Source organism: Saltatorellus ferox, from assembly GCA_007751475.1.
In the GTDB taxonomy this organism is placed as follows: domain Bacteria; phylum Planctomycetota; class UBA1135; order UBA1135.
Window position 1 is genome coordinate 396,487 of sequence record CP036434.1, and the last position, 21,425, is coordinate 417,911.

General features: G+C 67.4%; 15 protein-coding genes. 6 read left to right on the top strand and 9 right to left on the bottom strand.

The window, feature by feature from the left end:
- Positions 1-2 precede the first annotated feature (2 nt).
- From Poly30_RS01485 to Poly30_RS01495, 3 genes are all read right to left on the bottom strand, one after another.
- Positions 3-1,148 carry a tellurite resistance TerB family protein gene (locus Poly30_RS01485; RefSeq protein ID WP_145194252.1) on the bottom strand — a complete coding sequence of 382 codons (1,146 nt, stop codon included), beginning with the start codon at positions 1,146-1,148 and terminating at the stop codon, positions 3-5.
- 183 nt (positions 1,149-1,331) lie between these two features.
- Positions 1,332-2,759, bottom strand: coding sequence for a serine hydrolase domain-containing protein (locus Poly30_RS01490; protein WP_419190823.1), 1,428 nt, complete (start codon positions 2,757-2,759; stop codon positions 1,332-1,334).
- 39 nt (positions 2,760-2,798) lie between these two features.
- Positions 2,799-3,959: a DUF6265 family protein gene (locus Poly30_RS01495; RefSeq protein ID WP_145194254.1), complete on the bottom strand. Its 1,161-nt coding sequence runs from the start codon at positions 3,957-3,959 to the stop codon at positions 2,799-2,801.
- A 108-nt stretch (positions 3,960-4,067) separates the two neighbouring features.
- Here Poly30_RS01495 and Poly30_RS01500 point away from each other — a divergent pair, with 108 nt between their 5' ends.
- Positions 4,068-5,744, top strand: a complete 1,677-nt coding sequence (locus tag Poly30_RS01500) for a DUF1800 domain-containing protein (RefSeq protein ID WP_145194255.1) — start codon at positions 4,068-4,070, stop codon at positions 5,742-5,744.
- Complete coding sequence (locus Poly30_RS01505) at positions 5,741-7,111, top strand: DUF1501 domain-containing protein (protein ID WP_145194256.1); 1,371 nt, start codon at positions 5,741-5,743, stop codon at positions 7,109-7,111. The genes Poly30_RS01500 and Poly30_RS01505 overlap by 4 nt, the downstream gene beginning before the upstream one ends.
- Positions 7,112-7,116: 5 nt before the next feature.
- On the opposite strand, the gene Poly30_RS01510 is transcribed toward Poly30_RS01505, so the two are convergent.
- Positions 7,117-7,503, bottom strand: coding sequence for a VOC family protein (locus Poly30_RS01510; protein WP_145205889.1), 387 nt, complete (start codon positions 7,501-7,503; stop codon positions 7,117-7,119).
- Positions 7,504-7,619: 116 nt separating this feature from the next.
- Complete coding sequence (locus tag Poly30_RS01515; RefSeq protein ID WP_145194257.1) at positions 7,620-8,936, bottom strand: mechanosensitive ion channel family protein; 1,317 nt, start codon at positions 8,934-8,936, stop codon at positions 7,620-7,622.
- Positions 8,937-8,984: 48 nt separating this feature from the next.
- Between Poly30_RS01515 and Poly30_RS01520 the strand changes: the two genes are divergently transcribed.
- The 4 genes from Poly30_RS01520 (at position 8,985) to Poly30_RS01535 (ending at position 17,159) form a co-directional block, all read left to right on the top strand.
- Positions 8,985-10,592: a DUF1028 domain-containing protein gene (locus Poly30_RS01520; RefSeq protein WP_145194258.1), complete on the top strand. Its 1,608-nt coding sequence runs from the start codon at positions 8,985-8,987 to the stop codon at positions 10,590-10,592.
- 82 nt (positions 10,593-10,674) lie between these two features.
- Complete coding sequence (locus Poly30_RS01525; protein WP_145194259.1) at positions 10,675-13,839, top strand: YncE family protein; 3,165 nt, start codon at positions 10,675-10,677, stop codon at positions 13,837-13,839.
- Positions 13,840-13,916: 77 nt separating this feature from the next.
- Positions 13,917-16,223 carry a hypothetical protein gene (locus tag Poly30_RS01530; RefSeq protein ID WP_145194260.1) on the top strand — a complete coding sequence of 769 codons (2,307 nt, stop codon included), beginning with the start codon at positions 13,917-13,919 and terminating at the stop codon, positions 16,221-16,223.
- Positions 16,224-16,457: 234 nt separating this feature from the next.
- Positions 16,458-17,159, top strand: a complete 702-nt coding sequence (locus Poly30_RS01535; RefSeq protein ID WP_145194261.1) for a hypothetical protein — start codon at positions 16,458-16,460, stop codon at positions 17,157-17,159.
- 170 nt (positions 17,160-17,329) lie between these two features.
- Here the strand turns inward: Poly30_RS01535 and Poly30_RS01540 are convergent, their stop codons facing one another.
- Genes Poly30_RS01540 through Poly30_RS01555 form a run of 4 tightly spaced genes read right to left on the bottom strand, consistent with a single transcriptional unit; the run spans position 17,330 to position 21,424 of the window.
- Complete coding sequence (locus Poly30_RS01540; RefSeq protein ID WP_145194262.1) at positions 17,330-17,926, bottom strand: SixA phosphatase family protein; 597 nt, start codon at positions 17,924-17,926, stop codon at positions 17,330-17,332.
- Positions 17,927-17,957: 31 nt separating this feature from the next.
- Complete coding sequence (locus Poly30_RS01545; protein ID WP_145194263.1) at positions 17,958-18,317, bottom strand: monothiol bacilliredoxin BrxC family protein; 360 nt, start codon at positions 18,315-18,317, stop codon at positions 17,958-17,960.
- Between the two features lie 12 nt (positions 18,318-18,329).
- On the bottom strand, positions 18,330-18,929 hold the full coding sequence (locus tag Poly30_RS01550) for a DUF1801 domain-containing protein (protein ID WP_145194264.1): 600 nt from the start codon (positions 18,927-18,929) through the stop codon (positions 18,330-18,332).
- Between the two features lie 56 nt (positions 18,930-18,985).
- Complete coding sequence (locus Poly30_RS01555) at positions 18,986-21,424, bottom strand: RNA polymerase sigma factor (protein ID WP_145194265.1); 2,439 nt, start codon at positions 21,422-21,424, stop codon at positions 18,986-18,988.
- Position 21,425 lies beyond the last annotated feature (1 nt).

Here is a 21,425-nt window from a genome sequence, read left to right on the forward strand (position 1 = left end):
AATCAAGGCGTAAGCAGGACGCTGTAGCCATCAGAAAGCCCGAACGTGAAGCCGCCGGTGTTCACATCCCGGAACCATGCCTGGAAGTGATAGGTGCCGCCCGACTGGAAAGGGATGGGGGACCCCGCGAACCGCGTGTAGTCCACGTTCCATTGGAAAATGTCCCCGAACGCGCTCAGGACCGGGCCGCGCTGGATCGTGGTGCCGACGCAGAGTAGACTGTTGCCCAGCGGAACAGCCTGGCGGCCTTGACTGTAGAGGAACATGCCGAAGGCGTTGAGGGGCGTCGGGAACGTGTAGAGCGCCAGATCATTGGCTGCGAAGCTCGTGGAACCTCCGGCGTACGCGTTCGCCGCTGCTCCGGCGGAGCTGGGGGCACTCGTGCAGTAGCTCACGCCCGGCTCCGTGGTCCGGCGCAGGAAGTAGACCGAGCACTGGTTCAGCGTGTCGGCGCGGTACACCCGCACGTGGAACGTCTGTGGAACCGGCTGGCTGTTCGAAGCGCGCAGCGTCTCCCAGCCCGTCGTCGCGCTCGAGGCGAGGACCGTGGTGCAGCTCGCATCGAGGAGTTCCGCGTCCACGTTCGTCACGCTGCCGTTGTTCAGGACCTGAATCAGCTGCTCCCGCATGGGTGGGACCGTGATAGCGAAGAAGTCGTCGTCTCCCGGGCGGATGGTGAGGTAGTCGCTCGTGGGCTCTTCGGCGAACGCCAGCGGGAACGCCGTCGCGCAGGTCTCGTTGTCCTCGAAGATGTCCTCGAAGTCACACGTCACGAAGAAGCCCTGTGTGGTGAAGCGGTAGGTGACCTCGGCTGCCGGTACGCTGGCCAGGAACACTTCGGCCACGATCTCCACGGGGGCGTTCGAGCTGTTGGTCCACGAGACCAGCTCGTCATCGCTGGCGGAGAGGGACTCGACGAGCATGGCGGAGCAATCTTCGTTCCAGAGTCGAAGGTCGATGTTGCCGTCTGCGTGGGCAAAGACCGCGCCGATCTCCGCGCGGGCGCCCGGCAGGAGGATCGCTCGATAGTGGTCGGTCAGGTCCTGGGGCCCGAGGGACCTGTTCGGCTGGGCGGAGTAGGCCCCCAGCGTGATCGTTGCGTTCGACGCGGTCACGCAGGTGTCATCCCAGGGAGGGAGCGTGGGCATGGGCGAGGGGGCCACGAGAAGAAAGACGCTGGCGAGCATATCTGGCGGAGGTGAAGGTGGACGGGACGAATCAGGTCGAGCGAGGCGGGAAGACCTCCGTGACAAGGATAGCCGATTCACACGGGACGAGCCCTCTGAGCCAGCCATAGCGTCTCACCGCCACGTGGTCACACGACTTCAGGCCTACTGTCTCGCCAGCGTCCGCGCCTTGCCGTCCGGGGTCGTCAGGATCAGCTGGGCCTTCTCGGCCTTTTCTCCGTTCCAGACGAGGCTGGAGTTCTGCGCGGCGGCCACCCAGGCGTGGCTCACCAGTTCGCGCTTGCCGACCGGAGCGAAGAAGCCGCGGCCGGGCTCGCGCACGCCCGCGCCCGAGGCGGTGGTCAGTGGAGCTCGGAAGGCGGTGGCGCGGAGCGAGCGCTCGCCGTGGCGCTCCAGCTCGAGTTCTGCTCCGTCCTCCGCCGCCCAGGACCCGGCCACCGCTTCGAGGTCCTTCGCCTTCCACGCCACCGTTTCTGGCGGGTGGATCGACTGCTTCACCGGCATCTTCTCACCGGAGACGAGGTTGCGGATCGTGGTCTCCAGGAAGCGCGTGGGGCTCTCGCTGCGGTTGGAGAGCACGACGCTGAACACCTTGGTTCCCAGGTTGAGCGACGCGAAGGACCGAAAGCCGCTCGACTCTCCCTCGCGCTCGAGCCGCAGGCAGCTCGCCTGGTAGTCGATCCCCACTTCCCAGCCGAAGCCCTGGTCGCCGGGGCCGCGCTTCAGCGATTCGTCCCAGACGGACCCCTTGACGATTTTGCCGCCCTCCTGGGCTTCCAGGAAGTCGGCGAAGTCCGACGCCGTGATGAGGACGCCTCCGGTCCCGCGTACGCGCCAGTCGTACTGGCCCCCGGGCGGATCGCCCGCCGCGCGCGGGTCCGCCCTTCCTTCGTAACCCAGCGCTTGCTGACTCTCGTCTTCGGCCTCTCCCGAGTCGCCCTCGGCGAAGCGGGTGGACGACAGCTTCGCGGGCGCGAAGATCTCTTCCCGCACGTACTCCTCGAAGCTCTTCTCCGAACGAGCCTCCACGAGCGCCGCCAGCGCGATGAAGTTTCCGGTCCACGGCTGGAACTCCTCGCCCGCTGGACGCTCTGGTTCCCCGTCGAAGAGGTTCGCCAGCGCCTCCGCCCGTCCGTCCTTCCCGTCGATCCTCGCCCGACCGGTCCAGCCCGAGCTTTGCCGAAGGAGGTGCCGCGCCGTCACCCCCGAAGCCTCCTCTGGAACCGCCGGGAGATAGTCGGCGATGGGCTGGTCGAGTTCGAGGCTGCCGTCGCCGACCAGTCGGAGCACCGCGGCGGCGGTCACGGTCTGGGCGAGGGTGCCAAGGTCGAAGAGCGTCTCTTCGGTACAGGTTTCTTCTCCCTCGTCGTTCCTGAAACCGTAGGCGCCGGAGAAGACCTTCTTGGATCCCTTCCGAACCTCGACGACGCCAGACCACCCGAAGGCCGCACAATCGACGAGGAACGCGTCGATGGCCTTCGACACCTTGTCAGGAGCGGACGCGGGCGGTGCCGGCGAGTGAGCGGACGTCAGCAGGGGAGAGCAGAGGAGGAGCGTGGCGAGACTCTTCATCCTCGCCAGCATAACCCTTCCTCTGGGCGTGTGGCTGCGTCAGCGCGCGCGTGGAGCGAACCGGAAGGTCACCATGGCGGGCTCCTCGGCCGTTCCGATACTCGCGCGGAGTTCACCCCCTTCTCGCCAGTACCGAATCACCTGCGGGAAGTCGTGCTCGAGGTTCTCGAACACGGCGCTGTCGGCGCCGTAGGACTTCAGGCGGAACGGATCGGCGGGATGTCCTCCAGGGGCAGGATGTAGCATCACTCGTCGCCCGGCACAGGCAAGGCGCAGGAACTCGAACTGGCCCTCCTGCGCACCCGCCAGCGACGTGCGCGACATGCCGAGCATCATGCCAGCTGCCGGCTGGTTCCAGCTCTCCTCCACCTCGAGGACTCGGTCGCCCTTGTCCGTGCGCTGGATCCAGTCGCCGCTCATCCATGCGAACGTGTCGATGGGAACGGTTTCCATGGGCACCGCTGGCGCATCGGCGATCACCGCGCCCGTCGCGCCGGACAGCATCGCGTGGGAGAAGTGGTGGCCCCCTGAGGGCTTCACGCCAACGGCGAGGTCGCGGACGCCATCCGCGTCGAAGTCCTCGGCCAGGGCGATCTGCAGGCGCGCCGCGATTCGGTCCCCCGACGCGGAAGGCGCGTGGGTCTGCGGGGGCGGACTGGGGACGCTCCACAGGAGCCCGAGGGACTTCGAGGAGTAGAGCTGGGCGGTCCCGCCGTTCACCGTCACGTCCCCGAGGCCGTCCCCGTCGACGTCGTCGGTCCAGGCGATCGACATGGTGTGGCCAGGGAGTTCCTTCTCCGTTCGCGCCAGCGACTCGCCCGTGCGGCCCGAGACGATGTCGATGAAGATCGACGACGTCAGCGCGAAGCCGTTGAGCACCGCGAGATCGCGCACGCCATCGCCGTCCACATCGGGGCCGACCGCCCACGTCGGGCCAGCGTGTTCGGGGTAGAAGCTCGTCACGGAGATGGAGCCGAGCTTGACGTTCGGCTCCGCGCCGCTCACCACCGAGAGAACGCGCTCGCGCTCGTGAATCAGGTCGGGAACGCCATCGCCGTTCACGTCACCGATGGTGGGCATCCGGGACCAGCTCCGGAGTTCCGACTGTTCCTCCACCGTTGCCACGGGGGGCCGGGTGTATGGGGGCATAGGACCCTGGACGGCGAAGGCGAGCAGCGGGAGCGAGGGCAGGTACAGCATCCTCGCACGGTACCAGCAAGCAGGAATCCTCGCCACGGAGCCGTCTTCTCGAAAAATACCGGGAATAGTGGAGCGCCCGACCGAAGCTCTTCCACGAGGTCCATCCCCATGACAGTTCTTCAGTGCGCGCTCGCGGCGACCGTTTCGCTGCTCGTGCCCCAGCGCGATATCGCGCCCGTTGTTCATCCCGTCCGCGTCGATCCGGCCGCGGCGGTTCGCTTCCTCGACCGCGCCACGTTCGGAGCCTCGAACGAAGACGTGATCTTCGTGACGCGGTTCGGCTACGAGGCATGGATCGACGCCCAGTTCGCCGTGCCGCCGACGCTCAAGCTTCCGGCCATGATCCAGCTGGGATGCGCGCCGGATCAGCCGGGGCAGTCCTTCGCGACCTGTCCGAACTACGACGCGATTCCGCACCTGGGGCTCCTCGCTCAGGAGTGGTGGAACGACGCGCTCCACGCACCGGACCAGCTACGCCAGCGCGTGGCCTTCGCGCTCTCCGAGATCTTCGTCGTCTCGGATTTGAACGGGACCGTTCAGAACTTCCCGAGCACGCTGTCGGACTACTACGACACGCTCGTTCGCGGCGCTTTCTCGAACTACCGTCAGCTCCTTGAGGAGGTGACGCTTCATCCTTCGATGGGCGGCTACCTCAGCATGGCGAAGAACCGCCAGGCGGATCTCACTCTCGGCACTCGCCCTGACGAGAACTTCGCGCGCGAGGTCATGCAGCTGTTCTCCATCGGACTCGCCGAACTCAACGCCGACGGGTCGCAGCAGCTGGACGCCTGGTTCCAGCCGATCCCGACCTACGATCAGAACACGATCACGGAAACGGCGCGCGCGCTCACGGGCTGGAACTACGACGGTGTGGCGCCGTCTGGAAGCCTTCTGGACTTCCTGCTCAACTACCCTCGTATCGGGATGATGATCGCCTGGTCGGCGTTCCACGACACCGGTCCGAAGGCGATCGTCGGAGGCTCGCTGCTCCCGCCCGGCTGGACGGCCGAAGCGGACCTCGGCGGCGTGCTCGACGCGCTGAGCCAGCACCCGAACGTGGGGCCTTTCCTGGGCAAGCAGCTGATCCAGCGCCTCGTGACGAGCAACCCGTCGCCCGCCTACGTGGGGCGCATCGCGGAGGTCTGGGCCGACGACGGCAGCGGCGCTCGCGGGAATCTGGAGGCCGTTGTACGCGCCATCCTTCTGGATCCCGAGGCGCTGGAGGGGTACGCCACCCGGCCGCTCACTTTCGGGAAGCTGCGCGAGCCGATCCTGAAGCTCACGGGGCTCTGGCGAAAGTTCCGCGCGACCGGCGAGGTGGTCCTCACGCCCTACCTGGCGGATGAGTTCTTCGGCCAGCGCGCCATGGGGTCCCCTTCGGTCTTCAACTTCTTCAGCCCGTTCCATGCGTCGCCCGCGCTTCAGGCCCAGGGCCTCGTCTCGCCCGAGCTCCAGATCGCGACCCATTCGAAGGTCACGCGGACCGCCAACGCGCTGACGTTCTTCATCGTGAGCGGCAACACCGATCTGCCGGACCCGGCGTTCAGCGAGCCGCTTCTCGACCTCGGTCCCCTGAGGCAGCGCGCCTCCGATCCCGCGTCCCTCGTCGCCTACCTCGACCTTCGGGTGCTGGGCGGAACGATGAGCCCGGAGACGCGGATCCTTCTCGAGGCCCATCTCGCCACCGTTCCCCACCTGGTTCCGGGCCTTCCGGACGGATTCCTGCGCGCCGTCGAAGCGCTGGCTCTCCTCGTGATTTCCCCCGACTACGCCCTTCAGTCATGAGCGCTTCCGTTCCCCATTCACTCCGGCGAGGATCGGACCTCACGCGCCGCCACTTCCTCCGCCTCGCGGGCAGCTCGGCGGCAGCCGCGGCGATCGGTCCGCACGCCTCGGCGATGCGCGTCTTCAGCTCGCGGGAGAACCGCGGGCCAAAGGACTACCGCGCCCTCGTATGCGTGTTCCTCTACGGTGGCGCCGATTCGCTCAATCTGCTCGTGCCCACCAGCCCCGCCGAATACGACGTGTACCGGGCCGCCCGCGGAGACCTGGCCGAGGCCCAGGGCAGCCTGCTGCCGATCCAGCCGCTGACGCCGGATGGCGCCACCTACGGCGTTCATGGCGCGTGTCCGGAGCTCCAGGCCCTCTTTCAAGCGGGCCGCCTCGCGTTCACGCCGAACGTCGGCCCGCTCGTGCGTCCCCTCACCAAGGCGCAGGTGCTTACCGGGCTCGCGGAGACGCCGCGCAACCTCTTCTCGCACAACGACCAGCAGACCCAGTGGCAGGTGGCCCACGCCGACGGGCCACGGACGACGGGCTGGGCCGGGCGGATGCTCGACCGGATCGCGAACGCGAGTCCCGCCCCGCTCTCGCCCGGGATCTCGATCGACGTCACGGGCCAGCTTCTCGTGGGGGCCAACGTACAGCCCTACGTGCTCGGTGCGACCGGCAGCGAGCCCCTGGCGCTCACGGACGACCCGGGTCGGCGGGCCATCATCGACGCGATGATGCGCAGCCGGAACGCGATCGCCGAGGAGTTCGCCCGAACCCAGCGCGAGTCGATCGAGATCGACGATCTGATCGGCCAGACGCTTCTCGGGGCCCCCGACTTCGCCGGGCTGTTCCCCGATTCGTCGCTGGGCCAGCAGCTCCGCATGGTGGCGCGCATGATCTCGATCCGCGCTCAGCTCGGCGTGCGGCGCCAGGTGTTCTTCGTTGGCACCGGGGGCTTCGACACCCACGACGACCAGCTGGCGCTCCTGCCGCTCCTCTTCCGCAACCTTTCCCGTTCCATCGGCGCCTTCCAGGGAGCGATGGATCAGATCGGCGAGGCACAGAACGTCACCGGTTTCACCCACTCCGAGTTCGGACGCACGCTGTCCAGCAACGGCCAGGGGTCCGACCACGGCTGGGGCGGGCATTCGCTGGCCTTCGGGGGCGCGGTGCGGGGACAGGACCTCTACGGCGCGATGCCGGACCTCAGCCCGACGGGTCCCGACGACATCGGCGAGGGACGGCTGCTACCTGGCCGCTCGGTGGACCAGTTCGGGGCGACGCTCGCGAGCTGGTTCGGGCTGGCGGCGCCCGAGGTCGATCTCGTGTTCCCGAACCTCGGGAACTTCGCGAGCCGCGACCTCGGGTTCATGGGGTAGCCGGTCTACTTCGAAGGGCTGTCCACGTGCTGGTCGATCAGGATCGAGTTGCCGTCCGGATCGATCATGGTGATGTACGCGGGGCCCCTGGTTGTCTCGTCGGCCTGTTCGATCAGGGTCACGCCAGCCGCCTTCAGGTCACGCTGGATCTCACGCACGTCCGTGTAGCTCTCCAGCGTGTTGGTGTGCTGGTCCCAGCCTGGGTTGAACGTCATGATGTTGCCTTCGAACATGCCGTGGAACAGACCGATCACGTGGTCCTTGTTTCGCATGATCTGCCACCCCTCGTCAGGGTTGCCCCCGGAGGGGGTGAAGCCGAGCTTCTCGTAGAACTCGCGGGAGGCGGTGAGGTCCTTGACGGCAAGGCTGATGGAGAAAGCACCGAGGTCCATGGCGGAAACGTGGGTCGGGGTGTTGAGGGCGACGGCCTCCTGCTCCACCGAGTCGGTGGACGCGCAGGCCATCAAGAAGGCAGAGAAGAAGCCGGAGAAGAGGATGGGCGATGATTTCATGGGAGGGTCGGGGAAGGGGATACCGAGAGTCTATCCGCGACCATTTTTCTGAGGTCCTCGGATCCGGGCTGCTGGTAGACGCGGAGGTCGAACTGGCCGACGGCCGCCAGCAGGTGATCGAAGATGTCGCCCATGATGCCCTCGAAGTGCTTCCAGCGCTGCTCTCGGCTGAAGCAGTAGATCTCCAGCGGGATTCCCGTGGCCGACGGCGCCAGCTGGCGCACCAGGAAGGTCATGTCCTCGCGGATGGGCTCCAGCCCCTCGAGGTAGGCCTCGATGTACGCGCGGAACGTGCCGAGGTTCGTCAGCCGGCGGCCGTTCACCGGATTCTCCGCGTCGACCGAATGGACCTCGTTCCATGCGGCGACCTCCTTCGCGCGCAGGTCGAGATAGGGCCGCAGGCACTGGATCTTGCGTAGACGCTCGACGTCTGCGTCATCCAGGAAACGCACGCTCGTCATGTCGAGGCTGAGGCAGCGCTTGATCCGTCGCCCCCCTGATTCGGTCATGCCGCGCCAGTTCTTGAACGTGCCCGTCACGAACGAGTGCGTGGGGACCATGCTGATCGTCTTGTCCCAGTTCTGCACCTTCACCGTGTGCAGGCCGATGTCGATGACGTCACCGTCTGCGCCATAGCTCGGGACTTCGACCCAGTCGCCCACGCGCAGCATGTCGTTGGACGCGAGGCGCAGGCTCGCGAGGAACCCGAGGATCGAGTCCTTGAACACGAGCAGCAGAATGGCGGTCATCGCGCCGAGCCCCGTGAGCAGCACGGTGGGGGAGCGCTGCATGATGACCGAGACCGACAGGATCGCGGCCGCGAGCCAGATGACCAGCTCGGCGACCTGGGCGTAGCTGCGGAGCGGCTTCGCGCGCGTGGTGTGGGATCGCTGCCCGACGTCGACGAGCGCTTCGATCAACGCATGGATCGCCCTTGCACCCGCGAGGATCATCCAGGCGTTCGCGAAACGGCGCAGGTAGTCCTCGTAGATCTGATCCTCGGGCTCGTTCAGAAGGAAAGGCGCCGCCAGGTAGATCACGAGCGCGGGCGCGAGGTGCGAGAGCCGTTCCAGGATGTCGTGGTCCACGAACAGGTCGTCCCAGGTGGTCTTCGTGTGCCGGACCAGCTTCGAGATCCCGCGGACGATCACCTTCTTGGCGAAGAGGTTGGCGAGGACCGCGAGGACTGCGACCCCCAGCCACGCGCCGCCGGTGTGGAGCCATTCGTCGAGGCGCGAGGGCTCGGCGAGACGTTCGAGCGGCTCCAGCCGCGGAGCCTGGATGAGACAGAAGACGAAGTGGGGACTCGACATGATGCGCGCAGTCTGACGAGTCTGCGGCTATTTGGCTAAGCTGGTCCCATGTTGACTTCCCTCGCGCGATCGATCCGAGCCGCTCTTCGTCGAACCGTCCCGATGCGATCCATGGCGGGGGTCTTCGCGGGCTCCCGGAGGCGACTCGTCGTGCTAGTCGGCGCGGGCCTGGCGCTCGCGGCCCCTGCGGCGGCCACCTGGTCCATCGTCGTCGTGAACACGCGCACGGGCGAAGTCGGGATCTTCTCCGCGACTTGCGTTCGAAACCTGAATCTCGAGCGCGTGCTCGGACTGGTTCGCGTCGGCGAGGGCGCTGCGGCCGTTCAATTCCTCGGCGATCCGAACACGCTCAAGCGTCAGTTCATCTGGGCGGGGATGGAGCAGGGCATGTCGCCGGACGAGATCCTGAACGGAATGGCGCCGGTCTTTTCGGACTTCGAGTCGCTGCAGATCGGCATGGCTTCCACGTTTGGCGCACCTCGCACGTTCACCGGTTCGAACGTCTGGGACCCGAACTTCGGCGTTCAGGGGCAGGTCGGGGATCTGCTCTACGCCATCCAGGGGAACGTCATCACGGGCGCGCCGGTGGTGCTGGAAGCGGAGGCGGCCCTGCTCGCCGCGGAGGGAGACCTGGTCGTCAAGCTCAGCGCGGCCATGGAGGCCTCGCGCGCCATGGGCGGTGACGGTCGCTGCTCCTGTGATGACAACTTGCCCGGATCCTGCGGCTCGCCGCCGACCGTGCCCTTCACGAAGTCGGCCGATGTGAGCTTCGTGATCGTCGCGCGACTCGGCGACATCGACGGCGTGTGCAACTCAGCCTCGGGCTGCACCAACGGGGACTACTACCTTCAGCGTCGCGTGTCCCTCGGCGGACCGAACGCCGTGGATCCTGTCACGAGGCTTCTGGACAAGGTGCGGGTGTGGGAGCAAGGGCTCGTCCAGGTCGCCGATCAGATGCGGACGGAGGTCACGGTCGACCGCGAGGAACTCGTGGCGGATGGCCTCTCGACCGCCACGGTGACCGTGCGGCTTGCTGACCGGAACGGCGATCCGCTCACGGTAGGCGGGCAGACGCTGACCGTGTGGCCGATGCACGGTGGCACCGCGCCAGCGATCGCGGGTCCCGTGACGGACCACGGCGATGGGACCCATTCGTTCCAGGTCACGGCCACGCAGGCAGCGGGCATCGGTGAGTGGCACCTCCACGTCGACGACGGCGTGCGGAACGTGCTTCTCTGGCCCGCGCTTTCGCTTCCCACGGCGCCGCTCGCGGATCTCCACGCGAGCCGCTCCGAGATCAGCGGCGCCACGGGCGCCGAGGTCGTGCTCACGCTCAATCGTCCCGGCGACGCCGGTCGGGGGTACGGCATCCTCGGTAGCACCTCTGGCCAGGTGCCGGGGACCACGATTCAGGGCGTGAGCGTGCCACTCAATCCCGACCGTTTCTACGGCCTGACCCTGGGGCTCCCGCGTGGTCCGGTCTTCAGCGCTTTCTCGGGTACCCTCGATGGCGCCGGCAGGGCCGAAGCGCGCTTTGCCCTGCCGCCGGCGCTCGCCGGCGTGCTCGTGGGGACCCACTTCGACTTCTGCGCCCTCGTGGCCCCCCCGGGCGGCGCCGTCATCACGAACGTCGAATCGGTCGTCGTGACGATATAGCGCGGATTTCGAGCAGATCCGACGCCATGGAATCGCTCCGCTGCCGCATAAGAGAGTGCTCCCCATCTCCCCATCGACTCCCATGCTGAACTTCACTCTCACGGCGCTCGCGCTGGCCGCTCCTCCCGTCGTTGCCTCCACGGCGGCCGCGCAGCAACTCGTCAACTGGGAGACCGCGCACGTCTCTCCGATCGCGTTCGACGCGGCGGGCCAGCGGCTCTTCGTCTGCAACACGCCCGATGCGCGCCTCGAGGTCTTCGATGTCTCGGGAAGCGTTCCCGTGCGACTCTTCGACGTTCCGGTCGGACTCGATCCGATCTCGGTGAGGCAGCGCGGAGCCAACGAGGTCTGGGTGGTCAACTCGATCTCCGACTCGATCAGTGTCGTGGACCTCATCCAGCGTTCGGTCGTGGCGACGGTCGACACCGCGGACGAGCCCGCTGATGTGATCTTCGCGGGATCGCCCGAACGTGCCTTCGTGAGCTGCTCCCAGGCGAACCTCGTGCAGGTCTTCGATCCCGCGGCCACCGCGGCGCCCCTCGCCCAGGTCCCGATCCTCGGCGAGGAGCCGCGCGCGATGGCGAAGAGCGCGGACGGCTCGACGGTCTACGTGGCGGTCTTCGAGTCGGGCAACGGGTCGACCGTGCTCGGCGGCGGCCTCGACGGTTCTTCGACGCTCGTGCTGCCCAACGTCGTGTCGAACCCGAGCGGTCCGTACGGCGGTCAGAACCCGCCGCCCAATAGCGGCACGAACTTCGTGCCCGCCATGCGTCCGGGAAACCCGCCGCCGCCGCGTGTGGGTCTGATCGTCAAGAAGAACGCCGCTGGCCAGTGGATGGACGACAACGGGGGCGACTGGACGAACTTCGTCAGCGGCCCCCAGGCAGCCCAATCCGGTCGCGTGGTCGGCTGGGACGTGACCGATCACGACGTGGCGGTGATCGACGCCGCGACGCTCGGGGTGAGCTACGCCGATCGGCTGATGAACCTCAACATGGCGCTGGCGGTGCATCCCGTGAGTGGCGACATCACGGTCGTCGGCACGGATTCCACCAACGAGGTTCGGTTCGAGCCGAACCTGAACGGTGTCTTCCTGCGCGTCGTCATGGGGATCGTGGACGAGTCGACCCTGGGCGTGGCGGTCCTCGACACGAACCCACACCTGACCTACCAGACCTCCACGGTCCCCCAGGCCACCCGCGATCTGTCCCTCGGCGATCCGCGCGGGATCGCATGGACGAGCGACGGTGCCCGCGGGTACGTGACGGGCATGGGGTCCAACAACGTCGCCGTGTTCAACGCGGCGGGATCGCGGATCGGTACGCCGATCGAGGTCGGGGAAGGGCCCACCGGCATCGCCATCGATGACGCGGGCGGGCGCGCGTTCGTTGTGAACAAGTTCGATGCGTCGGTTTCGACGATCGACCTCGCGGCGGCGGCCGAGGTCAGCCGCGTGGCGTTCCACGACCCCTCGCCCCTGGCGATCAAGGTAGGTCGAAAGCACCTTTACGACACGCACGCCACCTCCGGTCTTGGCCACGTTTCGTGCGCGTCCTGCCACGTCGACGCGCGCACCGATCGACTGGGTTGGGACCTCGGGGATCCAGCGGGCCTGGTCGAGGACTCCGGCGCGCAGAACCTCGGGATGAACCTGCCCGGGCTCAACGTCGGCTTCGAGGACTTCCATCCGATGAAGGGGCCGATGACGACCCAGACCTTCCAGGACATCATCGGCAAGGAGCCGTTCCACTGGCGCGGCGACCGCGACGGGCTGGCCGGCTTCCTTCCCGCGTTCGAGGGGCTCCAGGGCGACGACGCCACGCCGAGCGTGGCTGAGGTCGACGAGTTCGCGGCCTTCCTGGGCACGATCCACTTTCCGCCCAATCCCTATCGGAACTTCGACAACACCCTGCCGACGGACCTTCCGCTGCCGGGGCACTTCAGCGTGGGCCGATTCTCGCCCGCGGGGACGCCGCTCCCGAACGGAAACGCCCAGAACGGACTGAACCGCTACACGCCGCCGACTACCCTGGACGGTCCCTTTGCGTGTGTCACGTGCCACACCCTGCCGACGGGCATGGGAGCCGACGTGCGCTTCAACGGAAGCCAGTACGTCCCTTTCCCCGAAGGTCCGAACGGAGAGAAGCACCACGCGCTCGTTTCCGTGGACGGCTCCACGAACAAGGCGATCAAGACCGCGCAGCTGCGTAGCTCCTACAAGAAGGTCGGGGCCGACTTCACCCAGTCGAGCGTCCAGGCGGGCTTCGGCTTCCTGCACGACGGCAGCATCCCGTCACTGGCGTTCTTCCTGTCGTCGCCGGCGTTCGAGTTCCAGGGGGACCAGGGGCTCGCGAACATGATCGCCTTCATGCTGGCCTTCGGCGGCTCGGACCTGCCCAACGGCAGCGCGAGCAACCCGCTGTTTCCGCCGGGGACCGAGAGCCAGGACACCCACGCGGGCGTCGGCACCCAGGTCACGATCGCGGACTTCGCGACGCTCGATCCGGCGGCGGCGGCGCTCGTGGCGGGCATGCGGTCCGAGGCGGACCTGAGCCGGATCGGGATGGTGGCGCGCGGCGTCGTGGGCGGCCTGCCCCGGGGGGCAGCGTACTCGGCGGGCGCGTCGTTCCAGACGGACCGCGCTGCGGAGCAGCTCGACTTCGCTGCGCTGATGGCGCTCGCGACGCCGGCGACGCCGATCACTCTTATGGCCGTTCCGTCCGGCACCGAGGTGCGGCTCGGGATCGACCGTGACCTCGACGGAGCTTTTGACCGGGACGAACTCGATGGCGGTAGCGATCCGGCGAACGGGAACAGCGTGCCGGACCTCGGCCAGAACTACTGCGGCCCCGCCGTGGTGAACAGCGCCGGTGCCTCTGCCGTGATGTCTGCCTCGGGCAGCCGCGTGGCCCTGGACAACGACCTGACGCTCCGCGCCTCGCTCCTGCCCCCGGGTAGCTGGGGCTTCTTCGTGACCTCCCGGACCCAGGGCTTCGTCCAGGGACCGGGCGGTAGTCGGGGCAACCTGTGTATCAGTGCGGACGTCGCTCGCTTCTCGCTCCAAGTGCAGAACTCGGGGAGCGCCCGGGCGATCAGCACGCGGATCAATCTCACTCTGGTGCCGACGAATCCGCCCCAGAGCGTGCTGGCGGGCCAGAGCTGGAACTTCCAGGCCTGGTATCGGGACAGCTTCCAGGGGCAGCCGACGTCCAACTTCACGGACGGTCTGACGATCGACTTCGAGTAGCGGTCCGGAGGTCGTTGGAACGCCCGGTCGGGGAGCGTACAGTTCATGGATCCCGTGGCCATCCGGCCCATGCACCCATGAATCGTTTCAGCGCTCCTCACCTTTCGAGGTCTCTCTCTCCCGTTCTTGTGCTCTGTGCGCTGGCTTCCTGCAACGACGGCGGGGGGAAGGCTGGCGGCGTCATCCCCGTGGTGCAGACCGTGGAACTCGGGGGCGCCTGGAACTTCTTCCAGGAGGGCTTGGACTGCGACGGTAGCTCGTTCCGTGCGCTCCCGATGGAGATCGAGGATGTCGCCAGCGGCGAGTTCGTCGTGCGGATCGGTGAACCCGGTTCGGCCTTCGAGTTCGCGGGCCTGCAGATGGACAGCAGCCTCGTCTTCGGCGGCTCGTCCACCGTGGGCGGCGTGACGCTGGAGATACCGTCCGCCACCTGGGCGATCGCCGCGAACCTGAACAAGCTCTCCGGACCGCTCGAAGCGGTTCGTACCGAGGGGGGCGTCGACTGCGCTTTCACGGGCGCGGTCGAGGCGTTCAAGGCGGATGCCACTCAGACGTCGCTCGTGCGCGGCGACTGGCGCTGGACGCTGGAGACGGACACCGTCAACGGTAGCTGCACCGCCGTGGGTGAGACGCAGATCCTCGGGGCCACGCTCTGGCCCAAGCGTCAGAACCAGTTCCTCGTCGAGCTGGCTCTGGAGGACGGCGATCAGCTGCAGTTCGAGGGCTCTCTGTCCGGTGCGCGCCTCGACGTTTTCGGGAGCGACACGCTTGCGAGCGGCGATGAAGTGCACATGGTGGCGGGCTCCTTCCTGACGATTGCGCCGGGCGGGGTGCAGGGAGCCGGGGAGTTCGACATCGAGATCCTGGGATCCGGCCCCTGTGAGTACACGGCGATCGTGACCGCGGAGCGGCCGTCCATCGGCGAGCCCATGATCCCGTTCCTTCGAGACGTGGAGGGAGCCCAGGCGCTGATGGGGATCCCGCCGGAGTCGCCTGAGGCTCCTGTGACGCTGGTGGATTCGCTCGGGAGTGAAGTGCTCGGTGCGGGCGCGACGAACCTCTCGGTCCAGCGAATCGCGGAGATCGTCGAGCGCCGCGTGCTGGACGGGATGACGGGCGAGACCGTGACCACGGCGCGCGACGGGCTCGTCTACACGGCGGGCGGCGACATCTTCTGGGTGGACCTCGCCCAGCGGTTCGACGCGAACGGTGAGCGAGCGGTGCTGCCGCCCGTTCGCGTCTTCGCGGGCAACGGGACGTCGATCCGGGAGCTCTCGGTGTACGTCGATCTGGCGCAGACGACGACGGTGATCGTGGGCGAGCGGGCGAGCGACAGCGTCATGATCGAGCTTCAGGCGATCGAGGAGGCGAGCGCGTCCGTGCTCGTCTCCAGCACGACGGAGGTCCTCGGAATGCTCATGGACGCGACCGGTAGCTACCACGGTATGGCGACCCTTGGCGGCGTCGCCGACGAGCTGCGGCGCCTGTCGGTCGACCAGAGCTCCGGGACGCTCGCGCTCGGCGTGGAATCCGTTGCGATCAGTCCAAAGGGCGCGCTTTACTTCACGCGGCCGGGCGAGCTTCTCGCGCTGGACGCGGGCGCCGCCGCCCCCGCGCTCCTGGATTCGGCCGCTGGTGGTCTCTATGCGCTCGGCCGCTTCGACGGCGAGCGGATGTTCATCGGACGCGATGACATCAACGGCGCGACCCTGCTGTCCCGCGAGCCGGGAAGTGCGCCGGTGGTTCTGGCCCAGACGAACAGCGTGGGCGCGGGCGGCGCGGCGTTCAGTGACCTCGTCCCGGTGGGCGATCGCGTGATCTTCACGATGATCGGTGGCAGCGGCACGCGCAGGCTCATCGGCGTGCCGAAGGCTGGCGGGACCTTCGAGCTGCTGGTGGCGGCTCCGGACGCGGCGAACTTCTCGCCGGCGCTGGCCCAGGTCCTCGGCGATCAGGCGTACTTCACGGCGCTGCCCATCTCGACGTTCTCGGTCTTCGGGCTGGATCCGACGGGCGTCACAGCTCCCGAGGAGCTTTTCGATCACCGCCTCGGTTCTCCCTTGGTCGAGGACACCTATGCGCTGGCAGCGGGCCGGTCTGCGACCGCGCTCACGCTGCTCGCCGAGAGCGGCGACGTCCGCCTGCTGCGCAGGGGCGATCCGAGCAACGGTACGCTGGCGACGGCGGACCTGATCTACGGCGTGTCGACGCCGGGGGCCGTGGTGACCGTGAAGCCCGCAGGCGATCGACTGCTCGTGGCGGATGAATCGGCGACCCAGGGCGGCGACCAGAGCGCCGAACTCTACTGGGTGGACCCGAGCGGGGCGGCGGCGCCGGTGCTGGTGAGCGGCGCGGCGGGCGAATACAACCTGCCGGTCGACTGACTCCGTCGACGCGGTACCGAACCCAGCGGTACCGAACCCGACCCAAAGCCGCCACGTTTCCATTGCGAGACAGAAGTTGCTGATACAGGTCGCACTTCGGAACTTCTGCGCGAGATCGCGTGATGTCGCTGAAGGCGCCTCTCCGAGCGCCCCGATAGCCCAGCTGTCGGCCGCCGCTCGGGGGGCCACCTTCACTCACCACTCTCGAATATCAATCTATTCCCCGCATCCGCGGTGGCACTCGCATTGCTCGCGAGCCACTCCGGTTTCGCGCTGCCTGCCAGGGACAGCCAGAATTCGCACGTCGATCCGCTCGTCAAGATCAACGCAGATGTGATGGTCGAGGGCTACCTCGACTCACTTGAGTCGCTCGTCGAGACGAGCAAGAGGGGGAGCCAGTGGAGGGCTTTCTCCCTCGTGAGCGATCTACGATCGCAGTGGCTTCGCGTAAAGCTCACCAGCGAGCTTCGGTCGGATCTCGTCGCTTCCGCGGAGTCTCTTCTTCAGCGCATCGAGCAAGGCCGCATCGACGTGTTCGACGTAGAGCTTCTTCGCCTCGAGGTGGTGAATGCTCGTCTCTCGGATGGTATTGCTTCTTTCGTCGCCCGCGCTCGTGCGGAAGAGTGGAGCGAAGAGGTCTTCGAGTCTGCGGTTCTTCGATGGCTCCACGGTACGGAGATTTTCGATGATGCCCCAGAGCCTGACAGCTACCGCGCCAGGGTCATAGCCGCGCTGGAGTTCTCGCTGTTGACGTCCAGCGGAACGGAAGCGGCAGCGGGTGGTCTCAGCGTCGAGATGCTTCGCCTCCGGCTCGCCATCGCGATCAGGCGCTTCGAGATTGCCCGCAATCGCGGGGACATCACGGCGCTCGAGTTCTCGCGCATGCAGCGCATGGCGATCATTCGCGTGCGAAGGATCACCGAAGACAACTTCTGATTCGCAGCACCGAAAGGCGGCGGTACCGAACCCGACCCAAAGCCGCCACGTTTCGGTTCGAAGGGAGACCCTTCGAACGAAACGTGGCGGCTTTGGGTCGGGTTCGGTACCGCCGGGAAACGTCGCGGTTGTAGGCCGGGTTCGGTACCGCAGGCCTTTTGGCCGGCCGGTCAGTCGCTCGCCTTTCCGTACCGCAGCTCAAGGAGGTTCACGCGGTCTTTCCCGGGCGTCAGCACATGGACTCGATCGTACGCTTCGTGGGGGAGGTATCCGTGCTCGGCCGTTGAGCCCTTCGGCACCGGATCGAGGTCCGGTAGCAGTACACCGAACGCATGGGCGATCGCCGGGATCGTGTTCGAGTGTCCCGCCACGGCGATCACCTCGCCCGCCTTCGCGCTCTTCAGGCGCTCCAGCAGCTTCGGCATCTCACTGGCTCCAATGGTCTCGCTCTCGATTTCGAGTGCCTCGGCCAGTGGCGCCAGAGTATCGCGCGTGCGCTTGTACTCCGTGTGAACGAGGCCCGTGACGCTCGCGGCGCTGAACATCCGCGCGAACGCCTCGGCGCGCGCCTCGCCCGCCTCGGAGAGGCTCGGGTTCACCCGGTCGTCATCCGACTTTTCCGTGTGACGTACGAGGATCAGAACGGCGTCCAGCCGAACCTCGGGGGACGCTTCGGGCGCAGGGTTCTGGGCGAAGGCGGTGCTGGAAGCGAGCGCTGGAGCGGCGAGCCCGAGACCCTGAACGAACTGGCGGCGTGTGGCTTTCATCGCCGTAGCGTACCGAAACGCCCGGGTCGCGTCAGGCGCCCGCGCCCGCGGCGAATCGGTCCCGCGTCAGGGCACCGTGGCTGTCGTGCCAGCTCATCTCGCCGCCGCTGAACCAGAGCGCCTGGGGCGACTGGTGGTCGATGCCGAGCTCGGCGGTGAGCCCCCGGGCGAGCGGCTTCTCCGCGATCACGTCGATCATCGCGAAGCGCGTCGTCTCGGAGTCCGGGACCGACTTGAGCCACGTCTTGAACTCGAACTCGGCGCGCGTGCTCACGGGGCAGATGGGGCTCTTCTTGAAGACGACGACGTCGGTCTCCATCGAGGCCTCGCGGAGCGCGGCCGCGGCGGCGGCCGGGTCGGACGGGAGCTGAATTTCGCGTGAAGTGGTCATGGCCCGAATTGTCTAGGACGGCTTCTCGCGGGTGGCAGTCTTCTTCGCGGACTTCTTCCGCGCGGGCGCTTTCTTCACGGCTTTCTTAATGGCCTTCTTCTTGGCGGCCTTTTTCTTCGTTGCCTTCTTCTTGGTGGCTGCCTTCTTCTTCCCGGCAGATCCCCTGGCGAGCACGGCCTCGTACTGGGCGATGAACTTGTCGGCGGGCATCCGCCGGACCGCTTCGCCGAGCACATCGAGCGCCACGTCCTCCAGCTTCTTGAAGCGCAGGCAGGCCTTGCCCATATCGAGCTTCTTGCCCGTCTTCTTCCACTCGGTCTCGAACCAGCTCACCTCGCCTTCGTTGCCGTAGATCATGAAGAGGTACACCGCCATGTGGTTCTTCTGAGAGGCCACGTTCATGAAGGGCAGCGGCTGCTCCGGGCTGCAGTGGTAGCCCGGCGGGTACACGCTCTTCGGAATGCAGTAGCCGATCATCCCGTAGCTCATGACCTCCTTGATTTTCGGATCGAGGTTGGCCTTGATGACCTTGCGGACCGCCTCGATGGCCTTTCGGCGATCGGGGTCGAGGCTGGCGAGGTATTCCTTCACGGTGGCGGCTTGGCTCTGCATGGGAAGAGCGTAACGGGAGACCTTCTCTTTTGCCTGGCGAAGGAGCCCTCGGGGGGTCAGCGGACTTCGAGCACGTCGCCGGGAACGAGCGTCAGGGTCCGAACTTCCGGCGCCTCGCTGCCCGCCCTGCGCTCCCTGAGCTCGAAGCGCCACTCGGCTGGCTTCAGGCTGTCCAGGCGAAGCTCATCGCCCGCCGTGCTGTAATTCCAGCTTCCGAACCAGTCATCCTCGGGAGCCACGCGATACGAAGCGCGCACGAACCATTCGCCCTTCCAGCCCGGAGGACGCTGGACGAGGGCGGTCGCTCCTTCTCGAAGCTCCACGGGCACCACCGTCGTTCCGGTCGCGGAGCACGAGGCGCGGCCGCGCCACGCGGGGAGGCTTCCGGACGCGTTCGCGGCCTGGACCTCGAAGACGACGGCGCCAGCGGGCACACGGATTCCGTAGCGGCCGCTACCCAGCCGCTCACCACGGACGCCGCCAGTGAGCGTCTCTCCCTCCTCGTCCGGCTCGGGCACGCGCGTCCATTCGATGCTCAGGTCGTCCACGAACGGCGCGCCGCTTTCGAGGTACCGCACATCGAGTTCGACGCGCGCCGTGCGAGCGGGGATCGCGTCGTCGTCCGCAAGTTCGCTCGACAATGCCTCCTCGCTCGGCTTCTCCGTGAACTCGACCGGGACGCGGTCCACCTCCGAATCGAGGTCCGCGCGCCGGAGCATCGGTGAGATCCACTCCACGGTTTCTCCTGCGAGCGTGGCGTCGCCGTGAAACCTCACCGCGTCGATCTCGTGCAGCTCCACGCCAGGCACCAGGTCGGGCGTCAGGGTGAAGCTGACCTCGCCGTTGCCGGAGCCGAACCACCGCCCGGTGGCGATCCTTCGCCCGTCCGCCGTCCAGAGCGTGAGCTCGAACTTCGCGGTCATCTTCGGCGCGTCGAGCTGGATCCGCGGCTCGTCCGCCCGAACCGGGACCCCGCCGCGAGTGGCCACCAGACGCACGCCGAAGCGCCGCTCCGCCTGCCAGACAAGGCCGCCGCTGCCCGCCTCCGCCCACTCGGGGCCCGTGATCTCCCAGCCGGGATCGAGGGATCGAACGGTGTAGGATCCAGGCTCGAGGCCGCCGAACGACACCGATCCGTTCGCGCTCGTGCGGCCTTCGCACTGGGAATATGGCCACCCTTCCGGCGGCGAAAGCTGACGCTTCGAGCCTTCCATCAGAACGCGCGTCGCGCAAAGGCTGTCCGAGTTCACGAACGGCGAATGGATGAAGAGAGCGAGTTCCGTGACGGGCTGGCCGAGGGGGCCCTCGACGCGGCCATCGATCGAGAGGCCGGCATCGAGCGAGATCACGAGCTCCCGCGCGCTGCTTCCTGCAGGGCCCCGCGCGATGGGCAGGCCTTCCGAGCGCAGATAGCCGTTCGCCACGGCGGCAACCCGAACCTCGCCGTCGTGGCGGGAGAGCCAGCGCTCGACGTCCCTGCTTTCCAGCGTGAACGCGCCATCGCGACCGGTGGTGGTGCGTGGCGGAAGGAGCGCGCGATCCGCCTCATCCGGGTGCGGGTCCATGAGGAAGACGACGGCGCCTTCGATCCCGCTCTGGCGCTCGCCCACGACGCGACCTTGCAGGCGAGTGACGTCACCGGCAGCGCGATCTCCGGACGCCGCGGTGTTGGCCGAAACATCCGGGCGCAACTCGACTCGAGCGAGGGCCTGCGGCGCGCCCTGCGGGCGCGTCTTCTGCGGCTCCAGATGAGCTTCGGACTCGCGCCGCACGGCGGAAACCTCGTTGGGCGATTCAAATCGACTCTCAGGACGAATTACGAAGAAGCCGATGGCGCAGAGGAGAGCCGCCGCGACGGCGAGGAGTGGCTTCATGGTCAAGACCAGGCTGGAGACAGTGGCCGGGAAAGAAATGGACAGCGCGGTCGGCACCGGGAGCGCTTTCTCGGGCAACAGCGCGAGCGGGAGGAGCGCGAGCGCCCACGAACTGTTCTCCGCGTCACCTGCGTTCTCTCGAGCTAGGTCCTCTCGAAGCAGCTCCAGGCCTCTTCGCAGTCGCCATCGAACCGTGTCGACCTTGGCCCCCGAGCGCGCCGCGATCTCCGCCACCGACAGCTCCTCCAGGTAGTGCTCCAGCACGGCGCGCCGGAACGGCTCCTGGAGTCTGCGCGCGGCGCCCGCCACGTGCTCGGCGGCCTCGGCGGCGGCCACCAGCTCATGGCTCGACGGAGCGCTTCCTTCCGTGGCCCTGCTGCGCTCGCGATCGCCGCGCCGGATCGCGTCGCGATGGCGTCGGGCCGCGAGCTTCCCCGCGACGGAGCGCAGCCAGCTGCGGCTCGAGGTGACGTCCGCGGGGCCCGCCTGAAGCGCCGCCACGACCGTGTCCTGCACGAGGTCGTCGGCGTCGCCTTCGCTCCGCAGCAGCGCGCGCGCCACCCGCTTGAGCCAGGCGAGATCGGCCGGGTTCAGGGACGCATGGACGGCGGGGGAGGCCATC

Coding starts and splice junctions, on each gene's coding strand:
- Poly30_RS01490 (WP_419190823.1), bottom strand. CDS start 2,759: ATGAAGAGTCTCGCCACGCTCCTCCTCTGCTCTCCCCTGCTGACGTCC.
- Poly30_RS01540 (WP_145194262.1), bottom strand. CDS start 17,926: ATGAAAGCCACACGCCGCCAGTTCGTTCAGGGTCTCGGGCTCGCCGCT.
- Poly30_RS01550 (WP_145194264.1), bottom strand. CDS start 18,929: ATGCAGAGCCAAGCCGCCACCGTGAAGGAATACCTCGCCAGCCTCGAC.
- Poly30_RS01545 (WP_145194263.1), bottom strand. CDS start 18,317: ATGACCACTTCACGCGAAATTCAGCTCCCGTCCGACCCGGCCGCCGCC.
- Poly30_RS01495 (WP_145194254.1), bottom strand. CDS start 3,959: ATGCTGTACCTGCCCTCGCTCCCGCTGCTCGCCTTCGCCGTCCAGGGT.
- Poly30_RS01515 (WP_145194257.1), bottom strand. CDS start 8,936: ATGTCGAGTCCCCACTTCGTCTTCTGTCTCATCCAGGCTCCGCGGCTG.
- Poly30_RS01555 (WP_145194265.1), bottom strand. CDS start 21,424: ATGGCCTCCCCCGCCGTCCATGCGTCCCTGAACCCGGCCGATCTCGCC.
- Poly30_RS01525 (WP_145194259.1), top strand. CDS start 10,675: ATGCTGAACTTCACTCTCACGGCGCTCGCGCTGGCCGCTCCTCCCGTC.
- Poly30_RS01510 (WP_145205889.1), bottom strand. CDS start 7,503: ATGGACCTCGGTGCTTTCTCCATCAGCCTTGCCGTCAAGGACCTCACC.
- Poly30_RS01530 (WP_145194260.1), top strand. CDS start 13,917: ATGAATCGTTTCAGCGCTCCTCACCTTTCGAGGTCTCTCTCTCCCGTT.
- Poly30_RS01505 (WP_145194256.1), top strand. CDS start 5,741: ATGAGCGCTTCCGTTCCCCATTCACTCCGGCGAGGATCGGACCTCACG.
- Poly30_RS01520 (WP_145194258.1), top strand. CDS start 8,985: ATGTTGACTTCCCTCGCGCGATCGATCCGAGCCGCTCTTCGTCGAACC.
- Poly30_RS01500 (WP_145194255.1), top strand. CDS start 4,068: ATGACAGTTCTTCAGTGCGCGCTCGCGGCGACCGTTTCGCTGCTCGTG.
- Poly30_RS01485 (WP_145194252.1), bottom strand. CDS start 1,148: ATGCCCACGCTCCCTCCCTGGGATGACACCTGCGTGACCGCGTCGAAC.